The following is a 21,874-nucleotide window of genomic DNA, read 5'->3' on the forward strand; positions in this document are numbered from 1 at the left end:
CTAATCGCGATCCGGTGGGCCTCGGGTACCTGGGCGACCGGATCACGATCAGGGGGCGAAAGTCGCCTCCTTCCGCAGGTGGGCGCAAGGCGAAGGCCCCGGCGAGGGGCCGGGGCCTTCTGAGGGAGTGGTCCGTGAGCGGGGCCGCTAGCGGCGGCTCTTGCGCAACGATGCGGCCAGCAGCAGGACGCCGACGAAGATCGCCCCGCCCGCCATGACCCACCGGAAGTCGAACTGCGGGAGCCACGTGGAGCCGTCCGAGAGGACGTAACCCGACACCAGCAGCGTCGCGATCCCGACGATCAGGGTGAAGAGATCCACCCCGCGCTTCGCCGGTTGGGTCCGCGTGCTGTCGTACTTGTCGTAGTCGTACTCAGCCACGACGCACCTCCACGTTTCCGACACCGTTCTTGACCTGCAGGACGATCTTCTGGCCACTGTCGCCCGGCGCGGTGAAGTCGATCGCGTCCTCACCGACCCCCGAACGCGACTGGCCGAGGCAGTCGACGTCCCCTGCCCCCGTCTCGCAGGTGACCTTCACTTCGGCACCCATCGGCACGAGCACGGTCGAGTTGCCCGCCCCATTGGTGACCTTCGTGGTGACCGTTGCCCCGGCGGGCAGCTTGGTCAGGTCGAGGCCGATGTCCCCGGCCGAACGGTGGTATTCGGGCAGCACCTCGGACACCTGGCTCGGCGTCGCGGTCAGGTCGCCCAAACCGCCCTTCACGGAGAAGTTCTCGAACGGCACCGTGGTCAGCGCCATCCCGACGATCGCCAGCGGCACCGCCAGCCCGATCAGCCCGCGACCGCCCCGGACGAACGAACCGGCCACCAGTCCGATGCCGACCACGCCGAGGGTGAGCCCGACGACGTGCTGCATGGTGAACCACGCCTCGCCGTCCAGACCGAGGACGGTGCCGACGCCGGCGACCAATACGGCGACCCCGAAGGTCGCGGCGCCGATCTTCGACTTCCGGCCGCGAGGTGCAGGCGGCGCCGGAGGCGGCGGAGGGGTCTGCGGCGGCAGGCCGCCGGACAGCGACGCGTTCGGCAGGTCCCAAGCGGACGGGTCGGCCGCGAGCGGGTCCCAGCCGCCCTCGGTCGCCGTCGAAGTGGAGGCCGACGCCGACGCCATCGAGAACGCGGCGGTCGGATACGCCGGAGCGGGCATCACCGGCCGGTTGAACTGTCCGCGATTGCGATGCAGCAGGTACAGCGCGACGGCGGCCAGCGCGAAACCGATCAACCCCGTGCCGTCGGTCATCCAGCCGCCGCTCAGGGTCCAGGTGAGGCCGGGGAACAGCAGGATCAGCAGCAGCACCGCGAACGCCGGCGAACTCGACGCGCGGCCACGGCCGATCAGGCCCTCGAACGCGGAAACGCGGTCGCCCTCCTGCGGCAGGAACAGCCAGCCCAGCAGATAGACGAAGACGCCGAAGCCGCCGAACACGGTCGCGGCGACCAGTGCGACGCGGACCACGGTCGGGTCGATGCCGTACCGGTAACCGATCCCGGCCGCGACGCCGGCGAACTTACGGCCGTGGGCCGGCCGAACCGGCCTGCTCCGCCAGAAATCCTTGACGGTCTCCTCGAAGCCGGCCGCGGGGCCGTGCTTCGGCGTATGTGTCTCACTCCCACTCATGCCACAAAGAATGCGCGCCGGTGGACACCCGGCACATCCGGGAACGTCCCTGAGGTTTCCCCCAGCGGGAAGAGTCAGGGGTTTCCCCGATGGATCAGTCCCTCCCGGCGTGTGACCATGGAGAACGTGCAGGAATCCGCCCCCAACGACCTCGCCGAGCAGGTGAAGCCGACGATCATCGAGCGCCCTCCGGCGCCGGTGCCCGCCGCCCTGCCCTTGACGCAGTTCGAACCGCCCAAGATGTACCGCCGCCGGTCCGGCCGAGCCATCGCGGGTGTCGCCGGGGGGCTCGCCGATCACCTCGGTGTCAAGGTGCTCTGGGTCCGGACGGCGTTCGCGCTGCTGGCCGCGCTGAACGGCGCCGGTCTGCTCGCGTACGGCCTGCTCTGGGTTTTCGTCCAGCAACAGTCGGGTGAGGTCGAGCCGGAGAAATCCGCGCCGAAGGAGAAACAGCAGGCGTTCGGCCTGATGGCGCTGGGTGTCGGCCTCGCCGTCGCCAGCGGCACACTGACCGGCCTGATCAGCGGCTGGGTCGCCATCCCGCTCGCGCTGGCCATGATCGGTGCGGCGGTCGTCTGGCGGGAGGCCGACGAGTCGCAGCGACGCCGCTGGCGGCTCGGGGCGAAGGACAGTGTCGCCGGAGCGTTCCTCGGCGGCGGGGGCTGGTCGGCCGCGATCCGCGTTGTCGCCGGTGTCGCGCTGGTGATGGCCGGGATCGGCGTCGTCGTCCTGCAGAGCGGCAGTATGGAACAGGTCAAGTTCGCGCTGGTCGCGGTGATCGCGACCCTGTTCGGCGTCGCCGTGCTGACCGTGCCGTTCTGGTTGCGCCTGGTCCGCGACCTGTCCGACGAGCGCACCGCCCGCGTCCGCACCGACGAACGCGCCGAGATCGCCGCGCATCTGCACGACTCGGTCCTGCAGACCCTCGCCCTGATCCAGAAGCAGGCGGAAGCACCGCGCGAGGTCGCCAGGCTCGCTCGCGGTCAGGAACGCGAGCTGCGCGCCTGGCTGTACGGGCCGTCGGGGTACGGCAAGAGCCAGAAGACCGAAGAGGAAGCGATCAGCGGGCAGTTGTCGGAGGTGCTCGCGACCGCGTGCGGCGAGATCGAGGACACCTTCGCGATTTCGGTTCAGCAGGTCGTGGTGGGGGAAGCCACCTTGAACGAGCCGCTGACCGCGCTGGTGCAGGCGGCGCGCGAAGCGATCGTCAACGCCGCCAAACACGCGGGTGTCGACGAGGTCAGTGTGTACGCCGAGGTCGAGCCGACAGCGGTGACGGTTTTCGTGCGCGACCGGGGCAAGGGATTCGATCCCGACGTCGTCCCGGCCGACCGGCACGGACTCGCGGATTCCATCCGGGGGCGGATGGAACGGCACGGGGGCAAGTGCAAACTGCGTACCGCACCGGGTGAAGGCACCGAAGTCCAGCTGGAGATGCCGGTCAAGGCGGGGAAGGGCGCGGCGTGAGGTCGCTATGCTCACGGAACAGGGCGAGCGAGGGAGCATCGTGACGGAGAACCAGCAGACGCGGGAGCCGGTCAAGGTCTTCCTCGTCGACGACCACGCGCTCTTCCGGGCAGGCGTGCGTACCGAACTGGATTCGATCACCGACGACGTGCGCGTGGTCGGCGAGGCGGGCTCGGTGGCCGAGGCGGTCGCGGGGATCGCGCGGACCACACCGCAGGTGGTGCTGCTCGACGTGCACATGCCGGACGGTGGCGGCGCCGAGGTGCTCCGCCGGGTCCGCCCGGAACTGCCCGATGTCGTGTTCCTCGCGCTGTCGGTCTCCGACGCCGCGGAGGACGTGATCGCCGTGATCCGCGCCGGGGCGCGCGGCTATGTCACGAAGACGATTTCGTCGAAGGAACTCGTGCGCGCGGTCGTGCGGGTTTCCGACGGCGACGCGGTGTTTTCGCCGCGGCTGGCCGGATTCGTGCTCGACGCCTTCGCCGACCGGCCGGGTTCCGCGCCGATCAGCGACCCGGACCTCGACCTGCTGACGCCGCGGGAACGCGACGTGCTGCGGCTGCTCGCGCGCGGGTACGCGTACAAGGAAATCGCGTCCGAGCTGTTCATCTCGGTGAAGACCGTCGAGACACATGTGTCGAGCGTTCTGCGGAAGACGCAGCTTTCGAACCGGTACGAGCTTTCGCGCTGGGCTTCCGACCGGCGTCTCGTTTAGATGGCGCCTGTTCTCATCGGCCTGGTGGCCGTGTTCTTCCTGGGGATGGGACTGCTCGGGCTCATCGCGCCGCGGCGGCTGATCCGGCCGTTCGGCATCACGCTGGACTCCGCGACCGCGCGGACCGAAGTGCGCGCGGTTTACGGCGGCTTCGGCGTGGCGATCGCCGTGCTGCTCGGGTTCGCGGCTTTCGACGTCGGCGGGATCCAGCGGGGTGTCGCGATCGCGGTGGCCGTCGCACTCGCCGGGATGGCCTTCGGGCGGCTGGTCGCGCGGTTCGCGGAGCGGCCGGAGCGGTTCTATCCGAGCTGGCTCTACTTCTGGGTCGAGCTGGTCATGGCCGCCCTGCTCGTCGTCTCCGTCCTCTGACGCCGCGTCGCCTTCAGCGGGCTGAACGCGGTGCGGTGAGCCCCCAGGCCCCACCGCACCGCGTCGCGTTTAGCCCGCTAAACGCAGGTCACGGGGTCGTCTCCCCGGCGGTGGCCAGCGGGCGCTCCACCACCGGGGCGGTAGCAAAGGTCCCCCGCTCCCTCGGGCGGATCCGCGTCAGCGCGACACCGCCCAGCACGACGACCATCCCGGCGATCACCCGGAAGTTCAGTGACTCGGCCAGGAACACCGCCCCCAGCAGCACCGACACCACCGGCAGCAGATACCCGACGATCGAAGCCGCGACGGCGCCCTCACTCGCGAGGAGCTGATAGTTCAGCGCGAACGCGATGCCGGTCGACCCGATCCCCAGCACCACGATCGCGACGACCGCGCCGGCACTCAGGTGCATCGGCTCGAATCCGCCCATCGGCATCGCCAGCAGCACGAAGCCGGTCGCGAGCAGCATTTGTCCACCGGCCAGCGACATCGGCGAGTCGCCGGTCCCGGTCAGGTACTTGCCCTCGTAGACGATCGCGAACCCGTAGCTCGCGGCCGCAGCGAGGCAGGCCAGCGCGCCCCAGCTGAACAGACCGGAGGCCTCCCACGGCGCGAAGATCAGCAAAATCCCGGCGAGCCCCGCGACGAGCCCGGCGACCCGGACCCCGGTCATCTTCGTCCGTGCGCCCAGCATCGGCGCGGCGACCAGCACCCACAACGGCGTCGTCGAGTTCAGGACCCCCGTGATCCCGGAATCGACGGTCAGCTCGCCCCATGCGAACAGCAGGAACGGCAGCGCGTTGTGGAAGAACGCCGCGACCGCCAGATGTCCCCAGATCCGCCGTCCCGACGGCAGCCGGTCCCGGCCGAGGTAGCAGAGCCCGATCAGCACGGCCGCCCCCAGCGTCACCCGCGCCAGCACCAGCTGCACCGGGGAGAACGCCTCCAGCCCCAGCTTGATCCAGAAGAAACTCGATCCCCACATGAGCGCCAGCGCGCCGAGCCGCAGCAGGGTCTTGGTCTCGCCCACCCCAGTCCTCCTTCTCGCCTGGCCCAGCTTCGCGGCGCCGACGCGTAAGGACAAGCGAAAATAACTGCAGGCAGACTTAAGAAAAACTGTAAGATCGGACCATGCTGGACGTACGCCGCATGCAGGTCCTCCGAGCCGTGATCAGCAGTGGTTCGATCACCGCCGCCGCCCGGAATCTCGGCTACACACCTTCCGCCATCAGCCAGCAATTGTCCACCCTGGAAAGGGAAGCGGGCGTCGAACTGCTGGAGCGCGTGGGCCGCGGCGTGCGCCCGACGCCGGCCGGTTCGCTGTTGTCCGAACACGCGGAAACCCTGAGCACCCAGCTCGCCAAGGCCGAGGCCGCGCTCACCGAACTCAAGGAAGGCCGCACCGGCAGGCTCGCGATCCGCTATTTCGCCACGGCCGGTGCCTCACTGGTCCCGCTGGCCGTCGCCGCGCTGCGCCGGGACTTCCCCGGCGTCCGCCTCGACCTGAAACTGGTCGAGCCCAGCGATTCGATGCCCGAGATCGAGTCCGGCGAGGCCGACGTCGCGATGATCGTGCTCCCCACCAGCATTCCCGTGGTCAAGGGGGTCGAGTACGTGCACCTCCTCGACGACCCGTACCGCGCGATCCTGCCGAAGAACCATCGGCTCGCCCGTAAGCGCGTCCTCGACCTGGCCGAACTCGCGGAGGATCCGTGGGTCGGCGTCGACGGTCTCCCCGGTGCCTGCCGCGACATCCTGCTCGACGCCTGCGGCGCGGCCGGATTCGCCCCGAACCATGTCGTCGAATCCGAGGATTACCAGACGGCGCAAGGGTTTGTGGCCGCCGGACTCGGGGTCGCGCTGATCCCGGAACTCGGGCTCGGCGCCCCGCATCCCGGCGTCGCCATCCGCAAGGTCCGTCGTCCCGATCCGGTGCGCTCCATCCACGCGGCCGTCGCCGCGCACGCCAGGGAACACCCTGCGGTGCGACGCTTCCTCCTCGCCATCCGCGAAGGGGCCGGACAGGTAAGCGGGACTGGCCGGGTGGGCACGAAAACCGGCTGAGCTTGATCAGCCGTAGCGGCGGTCGGCAGCCTGGCAGGGAAGCCACGAATCCCGCCAGAGAAAGGACCTCCGTGCGTCCCCTGATCGTCCTGCACGGCTCTTGGCATCAGCCCGCCCATTTCGACGATGTCGTCGGACGCTTGCGCCGGGAAGGCGCCGAGGTCACCGTCCCCGACCTCGGGGGGCGTCCGATCGCCGAAACCACCCGGATCGTGCAGGAGCTCGTCGACCGGGCGGCCGAGCCGCCGGTGGTGCTCGCGCATTCCTTCGGCGGCCTCACCGCCAGCGGGCTTCAGGGGATTTCGCACCTGATCTACCTGGCCGCGAGCCCGATCAGGTGCCCTTGACCTTCGACGACGCTGGTTCCACCCACCTCGACCTCGTCGCCGTCCGCGAGTCCATGTACGCCGACTGCACGGACGGCGTCGCCGAGCGCGCCACGGCGTTGCTACGCCCGGAACCGGTCACGATCTTCGACGAGTCGCCCGAAGGCTCGGCGTGGAAGGACACCCCGACCACGTACCTCGCCTGCACCGAGGACCGGGCGCTCGCACCGGAACTGATGGCCCACTGCGCCGCGCGCTGCGACACGACGGTGACCTGGCGGGCGAGTCACAAGCCCGTACCTCAGCCGTCCGGTCGAACTGGCGACGCTGGTCCTCGAACGGCTCTAGAGCAGGAACAGTTCCGCGAACAGCACCCCGATGAGGATCGCCGCGACCACGGCACCCGCGGTGATCAGCCATTTCCGGGTGTCCGGCGACTTCGCCGCGGCCGACGCGGGGGCGGGCTGGTACCGCTGTTGCGGCGGCGGCGCGTACTGCTGCGGCGCCTGATACTGCGGAGGCTGCTGCTGGGCGAACTGCGGGACCGGCTGCTGCGGCGCCTGCGGCATGGGCACCGGCATCGAAGCGGGCACCGTGGGCATGGCTGGCGCCGTCGGCGGGATGAAGGCCGTCTGCCGCCCCTCGGTGATCGCGCCCAGCGAGCGGACCGTGTCGGCCATCGTCGGCCGCGCGCTCGGGTCGGCTCGCAGCATCTTGCGCAGCGCACCGGCCAGCGGGCCAGCGGTCTGCGGCGGCCGCTCCGAGGACTCGCCGTCTTCACCGAACGGCGGCACACCTTCGACGGCGGTGTACAGCGTCGCGCCCAGCGAGAACACGTCGGAGGCCGAGGTCGCCGGTTCGCCACGCGCCACCTCGGGCGCCCGGTACGCCGGACTCGGCCCGCCACCGGTGATGCCGATGTCGGTGAGCTTCACGCCGCCGTCGTCGGCCAGCAGGACCGTGCCCGGCTCGACCGTCCGGTGCACCACGCCGGCCTCGTGCATCGCGGCCAGCGCGCGGCCGAGCATGATGCCCAGCGCGGCGGCCTGTTCCGCGGTCAGCCTGCCGTGCTCGGCCAGGAAGGTCGCCATCCCGCGCGACGGGATGTACTCCATCACCAGCCACACGTCCGGACCGTCGGGCAGGACGTCGTACACCTTGATGGCGGTGGCGTGCTCGAACTTGGCCGCGTCCTTGCCCTCTTGGATGACCACGGCCTTGGCCTGCTCCGCCCGGTCCGGCGGCAGGCCGACGGGCAGATACATCCGCTTCATCGCGACCGTGCGCAGCAGCCGCGTGTCGAACGCCAGCCAGACGATGCCCGCCCGGCCGCGCCCGATGGGCTGGTCCAGGCGGTACCGGCCACCGACGATGGAACCTTCAGAACTCAATTGCAGCCTCGGATCAGATCACGGATTAGCCGGAGCCGATGACGGCGGGTCGGGCTCGCTCGACGGGGGCGGTGCCGACGACGACGCCGGCGGCTTCGCGGAAGACTTCGTGGGTGTCTTCGACGGCGTAGACGGATCCGGCTCCTGCGGCTGGGTCGCCTTACTCGACGTCTTCTTCGACGAGGTCGGCGTTTCCTTGGGCGGCTCGGCCGATTGCGACTCCGTCGGCGTTTCCGTCGTCTCGGGAGCCGAAGACGTCGCCGAAGGAGTCGGCTTCGTCGAGGAGTTCCCGACCTGCGCCGGGGTCTCCGGGTTGTTCGGGCTCAGCAGCCAGATACCCAGCGCGGCCAGCGCCACGACCACCACACCGCCGATGATCGCGGGCTTCTTCCACGCGCCCGGCTTCTCGTCGTCGTCCTCGTCCACCGGGCTGGTCTGCGCCCGGGTGGGCGGCGGCGGAGGCGGCGGCGGGGTGTCGTAGTCGTCGTCGTAGGGATCGTCGTCGTAGTCGCCCGCGGGCACCGGGACGGCGCGCGTCGGCGCCGGTCCACCGCCGGGGTGGCCGCGTTCCGCCAGCAGCGCCGTCTCGTCGTAGTTGTCGTACCCGTCGTAGTCGGCTTCCGGGTAGTTCGACGCGGGCGGCTGGTGATAGTCGTCCTCGTCGTCGTAGTACGAACCCGCCGCGGCCTGTTCGTCCAGGAGCGATCCCGAATGCCCTGCCGACTCGCTGTCGAGGGCCTGGGTCACGCCCGCGCCCGCGAGACCGCCCGCGACCGGGGCGGCGAGCAAGGTTTCGTCGGCGGGACCGCCCAACGGCGTCTCACCGCGCGCGACAGCGGCCAGCAGTTCTTCGCACTCTTCGGCGGTGGGCCGGTGCCGGATCTCCGGATGCAGCAGCACGGCCAGCACACTGGCGAGCGGGCCGGACTGACGCGGCGGGATGATCTGCCCGGCCGCGACGGCGTGCAACAGGCTCAGCGTGTTCTCGCTCAGGCCGAACGGAGGCTGGCCTTCGCAGGCCGCGTAGAGCGTCGAGCCGAGCGAGAAGACGTCGGACTCAGGGCCGGGGTCGCCACCGATGGCGACCTCGGGCGCCAGGTAGGCGGGCGTGCCGGCGATCATCCCGGTCTTGGTGACCGTGACGTCGTCCTTGGCCCGGGAGATGCCGAAGTCGGTGATCTTCACGGTGCCGTTGGGGGCGAGCAGGATGTTGCCGGGCTTGATGTCCCGGTGCACGATGCCGACGGCGTGCGCCTCGGTCAGCGCCGCCGCGACCTGCGCGCCGATCCGGGCCACCTCGATCGGCGGGAGCGTCCGCTCCTCCTGCAGCACCTGGGCGAGGCTGGTGGAGTTCAGGTACTCCATGATCAGGCACGGCTGCCCGTTGTCGTCGGTGACGACGTCGAACACCGAGATGGCGTTCGGGTGGTGCAACCTGGCGGCGATCCGGCCCTCACGCATGGTGCGCTGGCGGGCGTCCTCGGCGCCTTGGGCTTCGAGGCCGGGCTGCAGCAGCAACTGCTTGATCGCCACCGTGCGGCCGAGTACCTCGTCGTGCGCTTGCCAGACGGCACCCATCGCGCCCGTGCCGATCCGCCCGACGATGCGATATCGACCGGCGACCAGGCGACCCTCGTCGCTCACGCGACCTCCCTTTGGGCTCCGTCTTCACGTCGCGGAGTCGTCCGCGCACGCGGTGCGGCTTTCAGCACGCCACAGCCTTGGAGCGTATGCACATGTAGTGGTCTGTGTGCCGGCTTTTCCGAGACCGACTCGTGACAAGGCTAGGCGCTCACTCTGCGCACACACACGCGGCACGCTCTGATCGCCCTGGGTGGAGGGCACTTCAACGCCGGGTATCCGTCACATGTGCTGCGCCGACAGCAGCCGGGCGTCGGTGATCAGGCCGGTCGCCCGGTCGGCGAATTCCAGGATCTGCGTGACCCGGACCAGGCCGCCGTCCGGGTTGCGCATGGTCACCACGGCGAGGATGGTGCCGTCGGCCTGCTCCCGGATGTCCTGGATCTGGATGGCGTCCATCGAGCTCCACGCCTGGATCAGCTGACCCGCTTCGGACTCGGCCAGCACCGGCGCGAGCAGCGTCAGCGCGCCGTCGGGATCGGCGTCCACGGTCTGGTAGAACTTCCGGACCGCGTCGATCTTGTCTTCGGTCGAGCTGACCGCGGCAGGCTTGGCGACCGGCTTCGGACTGGCGCTGCTGGACACCGGACCCTGCCGCGCGACCGAACCCGAGCCGGTGCCCGAAGAGGGCTGGTGCGTCGTGCTGGTGCCCGCCGGGGTCGATGTCTCGCGCTTCTGCTGCGGCTCGGAGGCGTCCGGGACGGCGAGCCCGCCGAGCGCGGCGGCTCCGCTCATCACTTCGGACGCTCCGGCGGACGGCGCCGGGTTCTGCCGATGCGTTCCCGCGAGCACGCCCGCGGTGACGACGGCGCCCGCGACCAGCAGTCCGGCGGCGACCAGGCCGGCCAGCTTCGCCCGCCGGGCACTGCGGCTTTCCGGCTCGTCTTCCGGCTCGTGCCGCGGCGACGGCTCGTCGCGGGTACGGGCGGGAACGAACTTCTGCGGCTCGCGGAAGACCTGCTCCAGGTACTCGCGGTCGACGCGGGTGTCGTTCAGGATCTCTTCCGGGATGACGTCCTCGACACGTACGGCGTCCTCACGCCGAATGCGCTGTCGATCAAGCACGAAATTCCTCGCTCTGGTCCGGGGCAGGCGCTGGGCCGTTCGGCCGGCGCCTCTGGTCCGCGCGGCCGTCTTCTGAACGGTGCGGACCCTGCTGTCGTCAGGTAACCCTGTGGAGACGGTCCTCGGCCAGGCTCTGTCGCCGGAATGCCGTCGCGATACGACGAACGGCAGCTTATGTCACCCACCCGGACCAGGGACAACCGCTCGCCGCACCGCACGTGCAGAGGAACGGACACCTGCACGTGCGTGGTCACCTACATACCGTCGTCGACGATCTTGTCGTCGTCACCGAAGGTCAGGGTGCGCTGCTCCATGGTCTTCGTGCCGTCTTTGTGAGTGACCTCGACGGTGTTGACCGTGACGCCCCGACGCTGGTCGATGCTGACCTTCTTCACCTCGAAATAGGCGACATCGGCGTAGCGCTCACGCAGGCCTTGCGCGCCTTCTTCGCGGAGACTGCCCGAGGTCACGTCGGAGGCCTGGTTCGGGTCGGTGGTGACGGTGTTGAGGAAGAGTTCGGTGTTGTCGCCCATCGCCTGCGCGTCCGGCTGCGACGCGTACCAGGGGGCGGGGGTGGTCGTGCGGTCGGCGGGAGTGATCGGCGGCTTCCGTGGCCGGTCGCTCGACGGCGGGGCGGGCCGACCGGTCGTGACCGGTCCGCCGGAGGCGGGCCGCGACCCGCCGCTGCCGTGGCGCTCGCTGTCGGAGGAGGTGCCGGAGTTGGCGGAACTGCGGTCGTCGCTGGTGGGTGAGTCGGACTCGGATCCGGACGGGTTGCCCGCCGCGCCGCCCTGCGATTGCGTGGTCGGGTTCGCGGCGAGGCCTTCGTTGGTCATCGGGCTGCCGCCGCGGTAGCCGGGCCAGCCGCCCTGGCTCTGTTGCTCCGGGAGTGGTTTGCCCACCAGGAAGGAGCCGGCGAACAGCAAGCCGACGACGACGAGCGCGGACGCGGCGGCGGCGAACCAGGCGGCCTTGCGCCAGGTCTTGGGCGGAGTCACCGAAGCGGGCACCGAACCGAGGTCGAAGGTGCTCAGCCCGTCGAGGGGCGGGGCCAGATAGACACGGACTTCGTCGTCGTTCTCCACCGGTTCGGGACGGCAGGGCGCGGGCGCGGCCAGTGTCACCTTCGTGCGCTGGGCGGCCTTCGCGCGCCGTTCCTCGGCGGAGAGCCGAGGGGGTTCGGCCAACGAGACTTCGACGCGGACCGGGCGTTCCACGGGAACCTCGCGAGCGGACTGGGGGAGCGGCAGACGGCCGCTCGAAGGGGCGAAGCCGGGGCTCGGCGCCCTCCTGTTCCGCGGTGGCGGCAGAGGAAGGGAGCCGGTGGAGGGCGGGGCGAACTCGCTGTGCGCGTGATGCCCGTGCCCGGTCGGGCGCTGCCGCCTCGGCGGCACCGGTGGGGTCCAGCTCTCGGTGCCACCGGCCCGGTGGCGGCCCGCGTGCGTGGCGCCGTTCCGTCCGGTTCGTCCCCGGTGTTCCACCCAGCCGTTCATGTCCGAGCGACCCCCTCATGGGCCGCACCTGACGGCGAAGTGACACCGGTTAAGCCGAACGGAGCAGCGGTTTCACGGGATCCCTCGCGAGCAGACTCCCGGGCACTCTCGCGAGCAAATGCACGCGCATGCGACTGTGGACGCGCGGGGCCGATGCCCCCGCGCGCCATCCGGGCATCGCCCGACCCAGACGCAAGGGTCCTCACGAGCTCCACACTAAAAGCTCCACACCCGCAAGTCTTCACCCACTCTGCAAGTTGCAGATGTTTCACTCGGTCGGGCGCGGCCGTACGGGCGCCAGTGACGCTACGCAGCGTTATCGCCGCTGGTATGGTCGTTCAGTTGCCGCTGCGGTACTTCTGCTGGGTCGATTGCAAGGCTTTGGTGGCCGTCACCCCACTACCCGCTGCGATCAAAATGGCGATGATGTCGAGCGTCGTTCCCCCACTAGTGAGCAACCAGGCGAAAAGCGAGGCCGCGGTGGTACCTCCCGCGATCGCCCAGCGTGTCCTCACGTACTGGGCGATGGGCGCCCCGCCCGCTCGCTTACCCGCCGCGTTGTTCAACATGGCGAGATAACCGAGATGGCCCAACGCGGCGAGCACGCCGGCGATCGCGATGATGACGGCGATGAGGTTAATCATGACTCTATTGTTTATCGCGCTGTTCGCGATCGTGCTGCCAGGGCGCGACTACCGTCCGATCGTTACGTGAACCCCGAGGGCGCCCTGCCATCACGATCGCGAGGCCTGGCGGCCGAAAGGCGCGCGACCTCAAGGGATCAAGAGACCTTGGTCACGTCAGCTTTGGTCACGCCGGTCTCGGAGGAGCAGGGGACCTTTGCTATCGCCCCAGCCGGCCCCGGCCCAGGTTCAGCAGCGCCATCGCCAGCTGCCGCCCCTCCGGCCCGAGTTCGCGGTAACGGGCCAGCACGTCCATCTCACGGTTGTAGACGATCCTGGTGCCGCCCGCGGCCATCCTGGCGGCGCCGATCGTCTTGGACACCTCGACGCGGCGTTTGACCAGCCGCAGGATCTCGCTGTCGAGCCAGTCGATCTCCTTGCGGAGTGCGCCGATCTCCTCGGCGGTGGCGGTGGGTTCTTCGGCATCCGGCTTCTGTGTGGTGCTCATCGGGACCTCTCTTCGGTCCGGATTCCCTGCTGGCCCCCGGAACGGCGAAAGCCCCGGGTCCGCGTGGACTCCGGGGCTTCGGGTGATGGCGTTTCGGGCACTACGCGATCACGGGAGCCGGTGTCCGGATCCCGTAAAAAAATCGGAACGCGTAGTGCTGCACACCGATCATTATGCCACAACGACGCCGTCACCCCGCCGGAAGCCGCGACGGGCCCCGCGGACGCGCGCGTGCACGAGCACGCTCATGGCGAGCCAGAACATCGGCATCGCCGGCCAGAAGAACGGCACGCCCGAAACCGTCCAGCGGGCGATCACCAGCACCGAGAGCACGACGGCGATCGCGACATGGATCCGCACCGCCGGATGCCCGAAGGCGACCGGACGTCGCTTCGGGGCGGGTTTCGGCAGATCCGAGGTGAGCTTCTCGAGTTCGTCCGTGTACTTGGTGGAATACACAGTGCCGAGCCGCTCTTCTACCTCTTCGAGGGAGAGACGGCCTTCGCCGCCGGCGGCCTGGATGAGCGAGGCGACCCGCTCCCGGTCGGTGTCGGCGGCCCTGAGCCGGGAGGGAATTCCGTTGGTGTCCATGGCATCCGATCCTCCGCCGCGAACACCGCTCGCGCGTCGGACGGCAGGCGACAACGACGCCTACGCCCGGCGCTGTAGCGTGGACCGGCGATGAACACCCTCTTCGATCTCCCAGCGGACGGCCCGGCCAAGCCCCGGCACACGGACCTGCTCGACGACCTGAACCCGGCGCAACGCGAGGCCGTGACCCACGCGGGCGCACCGCTGCTGGTCGTCGCGGGCGCGGGCTCGGGCAAGACCCGGGTACTGACCCGGCGGATCGCGTACCTGCTGGCCGAGCGGGACGTGCATCCCGGCCAGATTATGGCGATCACGTTCACCAACAAGGCGGCCGCGGAGATGCGGGAGCGGGTGAGCGACCTCGTCGGCCGCCGCGCTAACGCCATGTGGGTGTCGACGTTCCACTCCATGTGCGTGCGGATCCTGCGCCGCGAGGCCAAAACGCTGGAGATGTCGTCGAGTTTCTCCATCTATGACTCGGACGACACGAAGCGGCTCATCACCCTCGTCGCCCGCGATCTCGACATCGACCCGAAGAAGTACGCGGCGCGCACCCTGGCCGTGCACATCTCGAACCTCAAGAACGAACTCGTCGACCCGGAGACGGCGTCGTCGAACGCGGCCAACGACCTGGAGCGCCGGGTCGCCGAGGTCTATGTCGAGTACCAGCGAAGGCTGAACCAGGCCAACGCGTTCGACTTCGACGACCTCATCATGCGGACGGTCGAACTCCTGCAGACCTTCCCGGACGTCGCCGAGTACTACCGGCGGCGGTTCCGGCACGTCCTGGTCGACGAGTACCAGGACACCAACCACGCGCAGTACACGCTGATCCGCGAACTGGTCGGCACCGAGCCGAACGAGTCGGGTGTCGAGCCCGCCGAGCTGTGCGTCGTGGGTGACGCGGACCAGTCGATCTACGCCTTCCGCGGCGCGACCATCCGCAACATCGAGGAATTCGAACGCGACTTCCCGAACGCGCGGACCGTGTTGCTGGAACAGAACTACCGCTCGACCCAGACGATCCTCTCGGCGGCGAACGGCGTCATCGCCCGCAACCCCAACAGGCGCGCGAAGCGGCTGTGGACCGACGCCGGTGACGGCGAGAAGATCGTCGGCTACGTCGCGGACAACGAACACGACGAAGCGGCGTTCGTCGCGGGCGAGATCGACGCACTGGCGGACAAGGGCGAAGCGGACTACTCCGACGTCGCGGTCTTCTACCGCACCAACAACCAGTCCCGGGTCTTCGAAGAGATCTTCATCCGGCTCGGCCTGCCCTACAAGGTCGTCGGCGGCGTGCGGTTCTACGAACGGCGCGAGGTCCGCGACATGCTCGCGTACCTGAGGGTGCTGGCGAACCCGGAGGACACGGTCAGCCTGCGCCGGGTCCTCAACGTACCCAAACGCGGCATCGGCGACCGCGCCGAAGCGGTCATCGCGACCTACGCCGAGCGGGAGCGCATCTCGTTCGCGCAGGCGTTGCGCGGGGCCGTCAACGGTGAGGTGCCGCTGCTGAACCCACGCTCCGCCAAGGCGATCACCGGTTTCGTCGAGTTGCTGGACGAACTCGGCGAGATCGTCGAAAGCGGTGCCGAGGTCGCCGACATCCTCGAGGCGGTCCTGGAGCGCACCGGTTATCGCGCGGAACTCGAGGAGTCCGACGACCCGCAGGACGCGTCGCGGGTGGAGAACCTGACGGAACTCGTCACCGTCGCGCGGGAATTCACCGAATTCACCGCCGAGGTCGCCGGACCGGAGGGCGAACTGCCCGAGATCGATCCTGGAGTGCCGGAGCCGGGCTCACTGCCCGCGTTCCTGGAGCGGGTCTCGCTGGTGGCGGACGCGGATTCGATTCCCGCGGCCGACGGCGGCGATGACGGGGACGGGCACGATTCGGGCGTGGTCACGTTGATGACCGTGCACACCGCGAAGGGCCTCGAATACCCCGTCGTCTTCTGTACGGGCTGGGAGGACGGGATCTTCCCGCACATGCGTGCGCTCGGGGACCCGACCGAACTGGCCGAAGAGCGACGGCTCGCCTACGTCGCGATCACGCGGGCCAGGAAACGGCTGTACGTTTCGCGCTCGATGGTGCGCTCCGCTTGGGGTCAGCCGCAGATGAACCCGGCTTCGCGGTTCCTCGACGAACTTCCCGGCGAACTGGTGGATTGGCGCAGGCTCGCGCCGTCGCCGTCCTCCGGCGGTTTCGGTTCCTCGGGCGGTTCGCCGCGCGCGGCGACGACCTGGGGCCGCCGTGGCGACGGGACCTCGTCGCCGTCGGGTTCGTCGGGCACTAGCCCGTTCGGCAAGGGCTGGAAGGACACCGTCGCGCTGAAGCTCGACGTCGGCGACAGGGTCAGCCACGACAAGTACGGGCTCGGCACGGTCATCGCCTGCGACGGCGCCGGACCGCGGGCCACCGCGACGATCGACTTCGGTGCCGCCGGCAAGGTCCGGCTGATGCTCATCGGCAGCGTTCCGATGGTCAAACTCTAGCTCTGACCTGCGGTTTCGCCTCCGCGCCCGAAAACTGTCGGACCCTTCCCGTATACCTGTGTCATCGAACACGAGTTCGATGCGCTGGGGTATGCCGGACGAGCCGGTGTGCCCCCATCAGGGAGGGGGCGCACGGTGTGGACGGGGTCTTGTTTGGGGCGCTCGCCGCTGGGGTACTGGAGTACTTGCGGGGTGTTGAAGAAGGGGCGGGATCGGATCGGGGTCCGGAACCGTCGGAAGTGCTCAGGCTGGTCGCGGCCTGGCGCGCGTTACTGCGGACGCACGAACCGGACGGGGCCGGACGGTGTGTCGTATGCGGGCACGCGCGGCGATGGCTGTTCGGGCCGCGGCCAGCCGGGCGCCGGGGTCCTTCGCGGGGATTTTCGCCGGATGGCCGCTGTTCGGACGGCGTCCGGCGGGACTGTGCACAGTGTGGCAAGTCGCGGTGGGCTACTTCGTCCGGAGATTGCCCGGCGGCGTCACGTGAGGACTCTGAGAGCCCGGAATCTGCTACTGGAGTGGGCACAGTCGCCGGAGTGGTCACAGCTTTCGCAGTGGACGCGCGTCTTGGAGTAGGCGCGGCTTGTGGAGTCGATACAGCCGAGGTCGTGGAGGCGCGCCAGAGCGTCATTGCCCGGCGCGCCGCTGTCGCAGGCGAGATTACCGGTGTAGCAAGGGAAAAAGCGGCTCGATCAGCCGACATTGACGCCGCGGGCGGCGAGCCACGGGCGCGGGTCGATCTTCTTCGTGCCGTTCTGCCACACCTCGAAGTGCAGGTGCGGGCCGGTGCTCTGGCCGCGGTTGCCGACCTCCGCGATCTCCTCGCCGCACTTGACCTTCTGGCCTTCGCGGACGGAGAACGAGTTCATGTGGCCGTAGACGTGGATCGTGCCGTCGGCGAGCTGGACCTTGACCCAGAGGCCGAAACCGCTGGCGGGGCCCGCCTCGATGACCGTGCCGTCGGAGGCCGCGACGATCGGGGTGCCGATCGGGGCCGCGATGTCGATGCCGAGGTGGCTCGTGCCCCACCGGGCACCGAAGCCCGAGGTAAAGGTGCCCTTGGCCGGCATGCAGGTCTTCGGCCGCTTGGCCTCTTCCTCCGCCTTGCGGGCCGCTTCGGCCTCACGCTTGACGCGGGCCTGGGTGATGCTGTTGTTCTCCGAGAGCTTCTGGGCCTCGGCCGAGGCGTTCGTCGCCTGGCTGGTCGGGAGCAGCTCGGGGGCGCCACCACCGGCTCCGCCACCGAGGGCGAACGAAGCGCTCGCGTCCTGGGTGCTGGCCAGCGGGGTGACGGCGGCGTCGGAGGATTCCGAAACGGACTTCAGGGTCTGCCCGGCAGCGGCGGCCGCGAAGGCGCCGGCAGCGACGGCCGCGACCACGACACGGCCGCGAAGAGCCGAGGACGGGGGTGACAGGCGGTGCGAGCCCCGGACGCGGACGACCGCACCATCCAGTGCGTTCTCGAGCGCCGGGGAAGGAGCTTGGCCGCCGGGGGAGCGGTGTGAAGCCAAGACGGGGCCTTCCATGTTCGGGGAGTCTGATCAAGAGCCCGGGCGGGGGAACCCGGTGAACGACCTCGGGGGTGGTTCGTTCGGTGCTCTCATTCGTGATCTGACTGTAATGGGGACGCGGGAACAGTAACGAAGCGGTACCCCCAACAGCAAGATCTGACGGCCTCCTCGGCCGAACGGGCGAAGACGATCTGGCCCCTGTCCAGTGAAGATTACCCAAAGTTAGAGCAGGTTTACTCGTAACCTTGTGACTTGCGTTACAGGTTCATGCGGCCATTCGGGGGTACCGCGAGGTCCGGAAGGAGGCGAACGAGGGAAATAACCGGTTGCCCTGTGATGTTGGAGGAGGTTTATCCGCTGTAAGTCCACTCAGGTTCACTGTGACCTGCTGCCACGACCTGCTTCTGTGACCTGCAACCACGACCTGCTGTCGCGCCCGTGCGGATCTGGCTTGCTAGCGTCGCCGTCGATGACTTCGCGCTCACGGCAGCCTGGTGAGGAATCCGCAGAACCTGCGGAATCCGCCGGGCAGGCCGCCCCCGGGACCGTGTCCGCCGAACTTCTCCGGAACGAACCGGGCGCCCGTCCGCGAGCGCTCGGGCTGTCGGCGGGACTGGTCTCGGCCGGTGCGGTCGCGCTGGCGGCCGGCGCGCTGATCCCCGTCGTGCGGGACGGCTCACCCGGGTTCACCGCCGGACCGTTGCTTGTCGTGCTGGCGTTGGCTCCCGCGGCGGCCGTTCTTTACGCCGTGGCGACGGGACGTCCTGGACTCGCGGCCGGGCTGGTGCTCGGCCTGACCGCGCTCGCGCCCGGACGGCTGCTGCTGGACCTGCAGTTGCTCGCGGACGGATCGCTCGCCTCGCGTCCGGAACTGTTCCTCGCCGATCGCCTGCTCGCGATGCCTCAGGCCGGCCTCGGGCTGTGGGCGCTGGTGGCGGGTCACCTGCTGACCCTCGCCGCCGGGGTGTTCGCCGCGGGAACCGCCCGCGACGAGTCGGAACTGGCGGGAGCGCTCGACGGTCAGCGTCGCTGGCGGTTGCTCGGGCCCGTGCTCGCGGTGGCCGGTGGGATCGGTTTGCTGTTGCCGCCGCTCAGCTCGGGCAACGCGTATCTCCTGGCGAAGAACGCTTTCGAAGCGCCGACGGTCGCGATGGCCGGGTACCTGCTGCTCGCGGCCGTGCTCCCGTTCACCGTGCTCGTGGCGGTGAGCTCGCCCTCGGCCGGGGTCGGCAAGGGCGGGTTCGCCGGCGCGGCGCTGGCCGTCCTCGCGGTCGGCGTGCCGCCGGTGGTCGCGGGGCTGGTCGTGGACAGGCTTTCGGTCGCGCCGGGTTCGGTGGTGGTGGCCATCGCGGGCCTGGCGTTGCTGGGACTGGCCTTCACGCGGTTCGACGTCGCGGAGGGCGGTGAGTCGGCGACCGGGGACCTGGCGGGAGAAGCCAAGCTGCCCGGACTGTTCTGGTGGCGCCTGGCCACCGGCGGACTGGCGCTGCTCGCCGCCGGGGCCGCGGTCGCGGGCGCGCTGACCTCGGTGCTGAAGGCCAACGGTGCGACGCCCGTGCCGGAGACGCCGTCGCGCTGGCTCTTGCTCGGCGCCGCCGCCGCGCTCGCCGTTCCGGGGCTGTTCGTCTTCGTGCCCAGGCTCTCGGCGTTCGCCAGGGGAGTAGTCGCGGCGACTTGGTCAGGTGTCGTCCTCGCGGGTGCGGCCGTGCTGAGCGCGGCCCTGTCCGTGACCGAGGACAAGGCGGTCGACCCGGCGCAGTTCGGTGTCGATCTCCCGCTGCCGGACAAGGTCGGCTTCTCGGCGGGCCCGGGGGTCACGTGGACGTTCATCGCGCTCGTACTGGCGGCGGTGGCCGCGCTCGCCGCCGTGGTCACCGGGGTCGTGGAGCGTGACGACAACGACGCCACCGCCGAAGACGACGCCGGGATGGACGGCACGCCGGCGAACGGCACCGTGCTCACCCCGGTCGTCGCGGCGGCGGTGCTGGCGATCGCCGCGTTCGGCACGCCCGTGTTCACCGCGCCCGGCTACACCGCGCCTGGGCTGTGGTCGGACTTCGGCGCGGCGTCGTGGGGCCTGCTCGGCGCGCTCGCGGTCGTGCTCGGCCTGTACGCCCTGGTCGTGCGCTCGCGTCCGGTCGCGGCCGCGTCGGCGTTGTCCGGTGCCGCGCTGGTACTCGGCCTGCGCGCGGCGGAGTTGCCGCTTGTCGGTTCGGAGTACGAGGGGGCGTCGGCGGGTGCCGGGTTCTGGCTCGCGCTGAGCGCCGCCGTCGTCTCCCTCGCCGCGGCCGGGATGGCCGTCACGGGTTCGAGGCGGTCTGAATGACGCGACGTCTTCTCCGCGTCGTGCTGGCCGAGTTCGGCGTCGACGACGATTCGGCTGTCGCGCTCGGGAGACTGATGCGCGACGACGGGGTCGAGGTCGTCTACTCCGGGCGTCTCGACACCACCGAGCAGGTGGTCCGGACGGCCGAGCAGGAGGATCCGGACATCCTCGGGGTCGTACGAGGCGCGAGTGAGCCGGAGGGGCTCGCCGAAGCGCTCCCGGACGTTCTCCTCTTCGCGGTCGGTAACGGGCCCAGCCGGTTCGACAACGCCTTCGAAACCCTGGAAGAGGCCGCGAACTGGGTTTCCGGTGTGCGGTCTCACACCGTGGAAACACCGTCTGACCGCAGACGGTGACCGACTTCACCAGGTGCGGAGTCCCCTGCTTCTGCGCAGGTCGCTAACCTCGACTGGTCCGACAGCGCGGTTCGGAAACGGACCACCACAGTGGCGTGTCGTCAGGAGACTGGAGTAGTGGACCTCTACGAGTACCAGGCGAGGGATCTCTTCGCCGCCCACGGAGTACCGGTTCTGCCGGGTGCCGTGGCAAACACCCCCGAAGAAGCCAAGGCCACCGCCGAGAAGATCGGCAACCAGGTCGTCATCAAGGCGCAGGTCAAGACCGGCGGTCGCGGTAAGGCCGGCGGCGTCAAGCTGGCCCAGACGCCGGATGAGGCCGCGGAGAAGGCCGAGGCGATCCTCGGTCTGGACATCAAGGGCCACATCACGCGTCGCGTGCTGGTGGCCGAAGCCTCGGACATCGCCGAGGAGTACTACTTCTCCTTCCTGCTGGACCGTGCGAACCGCACCTTCCTCGCGATGGCTTCGGCCGAAGGCGGCGTGGAGATCGAGCAGCTGGCCGTCGAGCGTCCCGAAGCGCTCGCGAAGATCCCGGTCGACGCGATCACCGGTGTCGACAAGGCGAAGGCCGTCGAGATCCTGACCGCGGGCAAGTTCCCGGAGAAGGTCATCGACGAAGCCGCCGACGTCGTCGTGAAGCTCTGGGAGACCTTCGTCTCCGAGGACGCGACCCTGGTCGAGGTCAACCCGCTGGTCCGTGACCCGCAGGACAAGATCATCGCCCTCGACGGCAAGGTCACCCTCGACGAGAACGCCTCGTTCCGTCAGCCGGGCCACGAAGCCCTGGTCGACAAGGACGCGGAGAACCCGCTCGAGGCGAAGGCCAAGGCCAAGGACCTCAACTACGTCAAGCTCGACGGCGAGGTCGGCATCATCGGCAACGGCGCGGGCCTCGTGATGTCCACTTTGGACGTCGTGGCCTACGCGGGCGAGAAGCACGGCGGCGTCAAGCCCGCCAACTTCCTCGACATCGGCGGCGGCGCTTCGGCCGAGGTCATGGCGGCCGGTCTGGACGTCATCCTCAACGACACCGACGTGAAGAGCGTCTTCGTGAACGTCTTCGGCGGCATCACCGCTTGCGACGCGGTCGCGAACGGCATCGTCGAGGCGCTGAAGATCCTGGGCGACGAGGCCACCAAGCCGCTCGTCGTGCGGCTGGACGGCAACAACGTCGTCGAGGGTCGCCAGATCCTGGCCGACGCGAACCACCCGCTGGTCACCGTGGTGGACACAATGGACAACGCGGCCGACAAGGCCGCCGAGCTCGCCGCGGCAGGTGCGTGA

General features: G+C 69.6%; 22 protein-coding genes. 10 read left to right on the forward strand and 12 right to left on the reverse strand.

Features of this window, described 5'->3' with window-relative positions; genetic code table 11:
• Positions 1-147 precede the first annotated feature (147 nt).
• A complete protein-coding gene (locus tag AVL48_RS28560; protein ID WP_061983399.1) occupies positions 148-381 on the reverse strand; it encodes a hypothetical protein in 234 nt (77 codons plus the stop codon).
• Positions 374-1,642: a PspC domain-containing protein gene (locus tag AVL48_RS28565; protein ID WP_061983400.1), complete on the reverse strand. Its 1,269-nt coding sequence runs from the start codon at positions 1,640-1,642 to the stop codon at positions 374-376. Before AVL48_RS28565 ends, AVL48_RS28560 begins: the two co-directional genes overlap by 8 nt.
• Before the next feature lie 111 nt (positions 1,643-1,753).
• Here AVL48_RS28565 and AVL48_RS28570 point away from each other — a divergent pair, with 111 nt between their 5' ends.
• The 3 genes from AVL48_RS28570 to AVL48_RS28580 are packed head-to-tail and all read left to right on the forward strand — an operon-like array spanning position 1,754 to position 4,193.
• Entirely contained in the window at positions 1,754-3,109 is a 1,356-nt protein-coding gene (locus AVL48_RS28570) for an ATP-binding protein (RefSeq protein WP_082857782.1), read from the forward strand.
• A gap of 7 nt (positions 3,110-3,116) precedes the next feature.
• A complete protein-coding gene (locus AVL48_RS28575) occupies positions 3,117-3,824 on the forward strand; it encodes a response regulator (RefSeq protein WP_143104642.1) in 708 nt (235 codons plus the stop codon).
• Entirely contained in the window at positions 3,825-4,193 is a 369-nt protein-coding gene (locus tag AVL48_RS28580; protein ID WP_061983401.1) for a DUF4345 domain-containing protein, read from the forward strand.
• 88 nt (positions 4,194-4,281) lie between these two features.
• Here the strand turns inward: AVL48_RS28580 and AVL48_RS28585 are convergent, their stop codons facing one another.
• Entirely contained in the window at positions 4,282-5,223 is a 942-nt protein-coding gene (locus tag AVL48_RS28585) for a DMT family transporter (protein ID WP_061983402.1), read from the reverse strand.
• A 101-nt stretch (positions 5,224-5,324) separates the two neighbouring features.
• Here AVL48_RS28585 and AVL48_RS28590 point away from each other — a divergent pair, with 101 nt between their 5' ends.
• Both AVL48_RS28590 and AVL48_RS40310 read left to right on the forward strand, forming a co-directional pair.
• Positions 5,325-6,257, forward strand: a complete 933-nt coding sequence (locus tag AVL48_RS28590; protein WP_061983403.1) for a LysR family transcriptional regulator — start codon at positions 5,325-5,327, stop codon at positions 6,255-6,257.
• 71 nt (positions 6,258-6,328) lie between these two features.
• Entirely contained in the window at positions 6,329-6,604 is a 276-nt protein-coding gene (locus AVL48_RS40310) for an alpha/beta fold hydrolase (RefSeq protein ID WP_244162501.1), read from the forward strand.
• On the opposite strand, the gene AVL48_RS40315 is transcribed toward AVL48_RS40310, so the two are convergent.
• The 8 genes from AVL48_RS40315 to AVL48_RS28630 form a co-directional block, all read right to left on the reverse strand.
• Complete coding sequence (locus AVL48_RS40315) at positions 6,591-6,848, reverse strand: hypothetical protein (RefSeq protein ID WP_244162500.1); 258 nt, start codon at positions 6,846-6,848, stop codon at positions 6,591-6,593. The two genes, AVL48_RS40310 and AVL48_RS40315, sit on opposite strands and share 14 nt — an antisense overlap.
• 79 nt (positions 6,849-6,927) lie before the next feature.
• Positions 6,928-7,974, reverse strand: coding sequence for a serine/threonine-protein kinase (locus AVL48_RS28600; protein ID WP_061983404.1), 1,047 nt, complete (start codon positions 7,972-7,974; stop codon positions 6,928-6,930).
• A gap of 18 nt (positions 7,975-7,992) precedes the next feature.
• Positions 7,993-9,618, reverse strand: a complete 1,626-nt coding sequence (locus tag AVL48_RS28605) for a serine/threonine-protein kinase (protein WP_061983405.1) — start codon at positions 9,616-9,618, stop codon at positions 7,993-7,995.
• A 219-nt stretch (positions 9,619-9,837) separates the two neighbouring features.
• Entirely contained in the window at positions 9,838-10,680 is an 843-nt protein-coding gene (locus tag AVL48_RS28610) for a hypothetical protein (RefSeq protein ID WP_061983406.1), read from the reverse strand.
• Positions 10,681-10,934: 254 nt separating this feature from the next.
• Positions 10,935-12,173 carry a hypothetical protein gene (locus AVL48_RS28615; RefSeq protein WP_244162499.1) on the reverse strand — a complete coding sequence of 413 codons (1,239 nt, stop codon included), beginning with the start codon at positions 12,171-12,173 and terminating at the stop codon, positions 10,935-10,937.
• A gap of 338 nt (positions 12,174-12,511) precedes the next feature.
• Complete coding sequence (locus tag AVL48_RS28620) at positions 12,512-12,817, reverse strand: hypothetical protein (RefSeq protein WP_061983408.1); 306 nt, start codon at positions 12,815-12,817, stop codon at positions 12,512-12,514.
• A gap of 199 nt (positions 12,818-13,016) precedes the next feature.
• Positions 13,017-13,304, reverse strand: a complete 288-nt coding sequence (locus tag AVL48_RS28625) for a chorismate mutase (RefSeq protein WP_061983409.1) — start codon at positions 13,302-13,304, stop codon at positions 13,017-13,019.
• 171 nt (positions 13,305-13,475) lie between these two features.
• Positions 13,476-13,895 carry a DUF1707 SHOCT-like domain-containing protein gene (locus AVL48_RS28630; RefSeq protein WP_061983410.1) on the reverse strand — a complete coding sequence of 140 codons (420 nt, stop codon included), beginning with the start codon at positions 13,893-13,895 and terminating at the stop codon, positions 13,476-13,478.
• Positions 13,896-13,985: 90 nt separating this feature from the next.
• Here AVL48_RS28630 and pcrA point away from each other — a divergent pair, with 90 nt between their 5' ends.
• Together pcrA and AVL48_RS39245 are read left to right on the forward strand one after the other, a co-directional pair.
• Positions 13,986-16,394 carry a DNA helicase PcrA gene (pcrA, locus tag AVL48_RS28635; RefSeq protein ID WP_061983411.1) on the forward strand — a complete coding sequence of 803 codons (2,409 nt, stop codon included), beginning with the start codon at positions 13,986-13,988 and terminating at the stop codon, positions 16,392-16,394.
• Between the two features lie 313 nt (positions 16,395-16,707).
• Complete coding sequence (locus AVL48_RS39245; protein ID WP_156515781.1) at positions 16,708-16,881, forward strand: hypothetical protein; 174 nt, start codon at positions 16,708-16,710, stop codon at positions 16,879-16,881.
• A 205-nt stretch (positions 16,882-17,086) separates the two neighbouring features.
• Here the strand turns inward: AVL48_RS39245 and AVL48_RS28640 are convergent, their stop codons facing one another.
• On the reverse strand, positions 17,087-17,773 hold the full coding sequence (locus tag AVL48_RS28640) for a M23 family metallopeptidase (protein WP_061983412.1): 687 nt from the start codon (positions 17,771-17,773) through the stop codon (positions 17,087-17,089).
• A 601-nt stretch (positions 17,774-18,374) separates the two neighbouring features.
• Here AVL48_RS28640 and AVL48_RS28645 point away from each other — a divergent pair.
• From AVL48_RS28645 to sucC, 3 genes are all read left to right on the forward strand, one after another.
• Positions 18,375-20,231 (forward strand): hypothetical protein, encoded by a 1,857-nt coding sequence (locus tag AVL48_RS28645; RefSeq protein WP_061983413.1) that lies wholly within the window; start codon positions 18,375-18,377, stop codon positions 20,229-20,231.
• Complete coding sequence (locus AVL48_RS28650) at positions 20,228-20,587, forward strand: hypothetical protein (RefSeq protein WP_061983414.1); 360 nt, start codon at positions 20,228-20,230, stop codon at positions 20,585-20,587. The genes AVL48_RS28645 and AVL48_RS28650 overlap by 4 nt, the downstream gene beginning before the upstream one ends.
• Positions 20,588-20,704: 117 nt before the next feature.
• Positions 20,705-21,874, forward strand: a complete 1,170-nt coding sequence (gene sucC, locus AVL48_RS28655) for an ADP-forming succinate--CoA ligase subunit beta (protein WP_061983415.1) — start codon at positions 20,705-20,707, stop codon at positions 21,872-21,874.

It is taken from the genome of Amycolatopsis regifaucium (genome assembly GCF_001613935.1).
GTDB classification, from domain to species: Bacteria; Actinomycetota; Actinomycetes; order Mycobacteriales; family Pseudonocardiaceae; genus Amycolatopsis; species Amycolatopsis regifaucium.

What these genes read in the sequence shown, in the direction of transcription:
- AVL48_RS28565 (WP_061983400.1), bottom strand. Translation starts at nt 1,642, where the DNA reads ATGAGTGGGAGTGAGACACATACGCCGAAGCACGGCCCCGCGGCCGGC.
- AVL48_RS28575 (WP_143104642.1), top strand. Translation starts at nt 3,117, where the DNA reads ATGCTCACGGAACAGGGCGAGCGAGGGAGCATCGTGACGGAGAACCAG.
- AVL48_RS28580 (WP_061983401.1), top strand. Translation starts at nt 3,825, where the DNA reads ATGGCGCCTGTTCTCATCGGCCTGGTGGCCGTGTTCTTCCTGGGGATG.
- AVL48_RS28590 (WP_061983403.1), top strand. Translation starts at nt 5,325, where the DNA reads ATGCTGGACGTACGCCGCATGCAGGTCCTCCGAGCCGTGATCAGCAGT.
- AVL48_RS28615 (WP_244162499.1), bottom strand. Translation starts at nt 12,173, where the DNA reads ATGAACGGCTGGGTGGAACACCGGGGACGAACCGGACGGAACGGCGCC.
- AVL48_RS28620 (WP_061983408.1), bottom strand. Translation starts at nt 12,817, where the DNA reads ATGATTAACCTCATCGCCGTCATCATCGCGATCGCCGGCGTGCTCGCC.
- AVL48_RS28625 (WP_061983409.1), bottom strand. Translation starts at nt 13,304, where the DNA reads ATGAGCACCACACAGAAGCCGGATGCCGAAGAACCCACCGCCACCGCC.
- AVL48_RS28630 (WP_061983410.1), bottom strand. Translation starts at nt 13,895, where the DNA reads ATGGACACCAACGGAATTCCCTCCCGGCTCAGGGCCGCCGACACCGAC.
- pcrA (WP_061983411.1), top strand. Translation starts at nt 13,986, where the DNA reads ATGAACACCCTCTTCGATCTCCCAGCGGACGGCCCGGCCAAGCCCCGG.
- AVL48_RS39245 (WP_156515781.1), top strand. Translation starts at nt 16,708, where the DNA reads ATGCGGGCACGCGCGGCGATGGCTGTTCGGGCCGCGGCCAGCCGGGCG.
- AVL48_RS28645 (WP_061983413.1), top strand. Translation starts at nt 18,375, where the DNA reads ATGACTTCGCGCTCACGGCAGCCTGGTGAGGAATCCGCAGAACCTGCG.
- AVL48_RS28650 (WP_061983414.1), top strand. Translation starts at nt 20,228, where the DNA reads ATGACGCGACGTCTTCTCCGCGTCGTGCTGGCCGAGTTCGGCGTCGAC.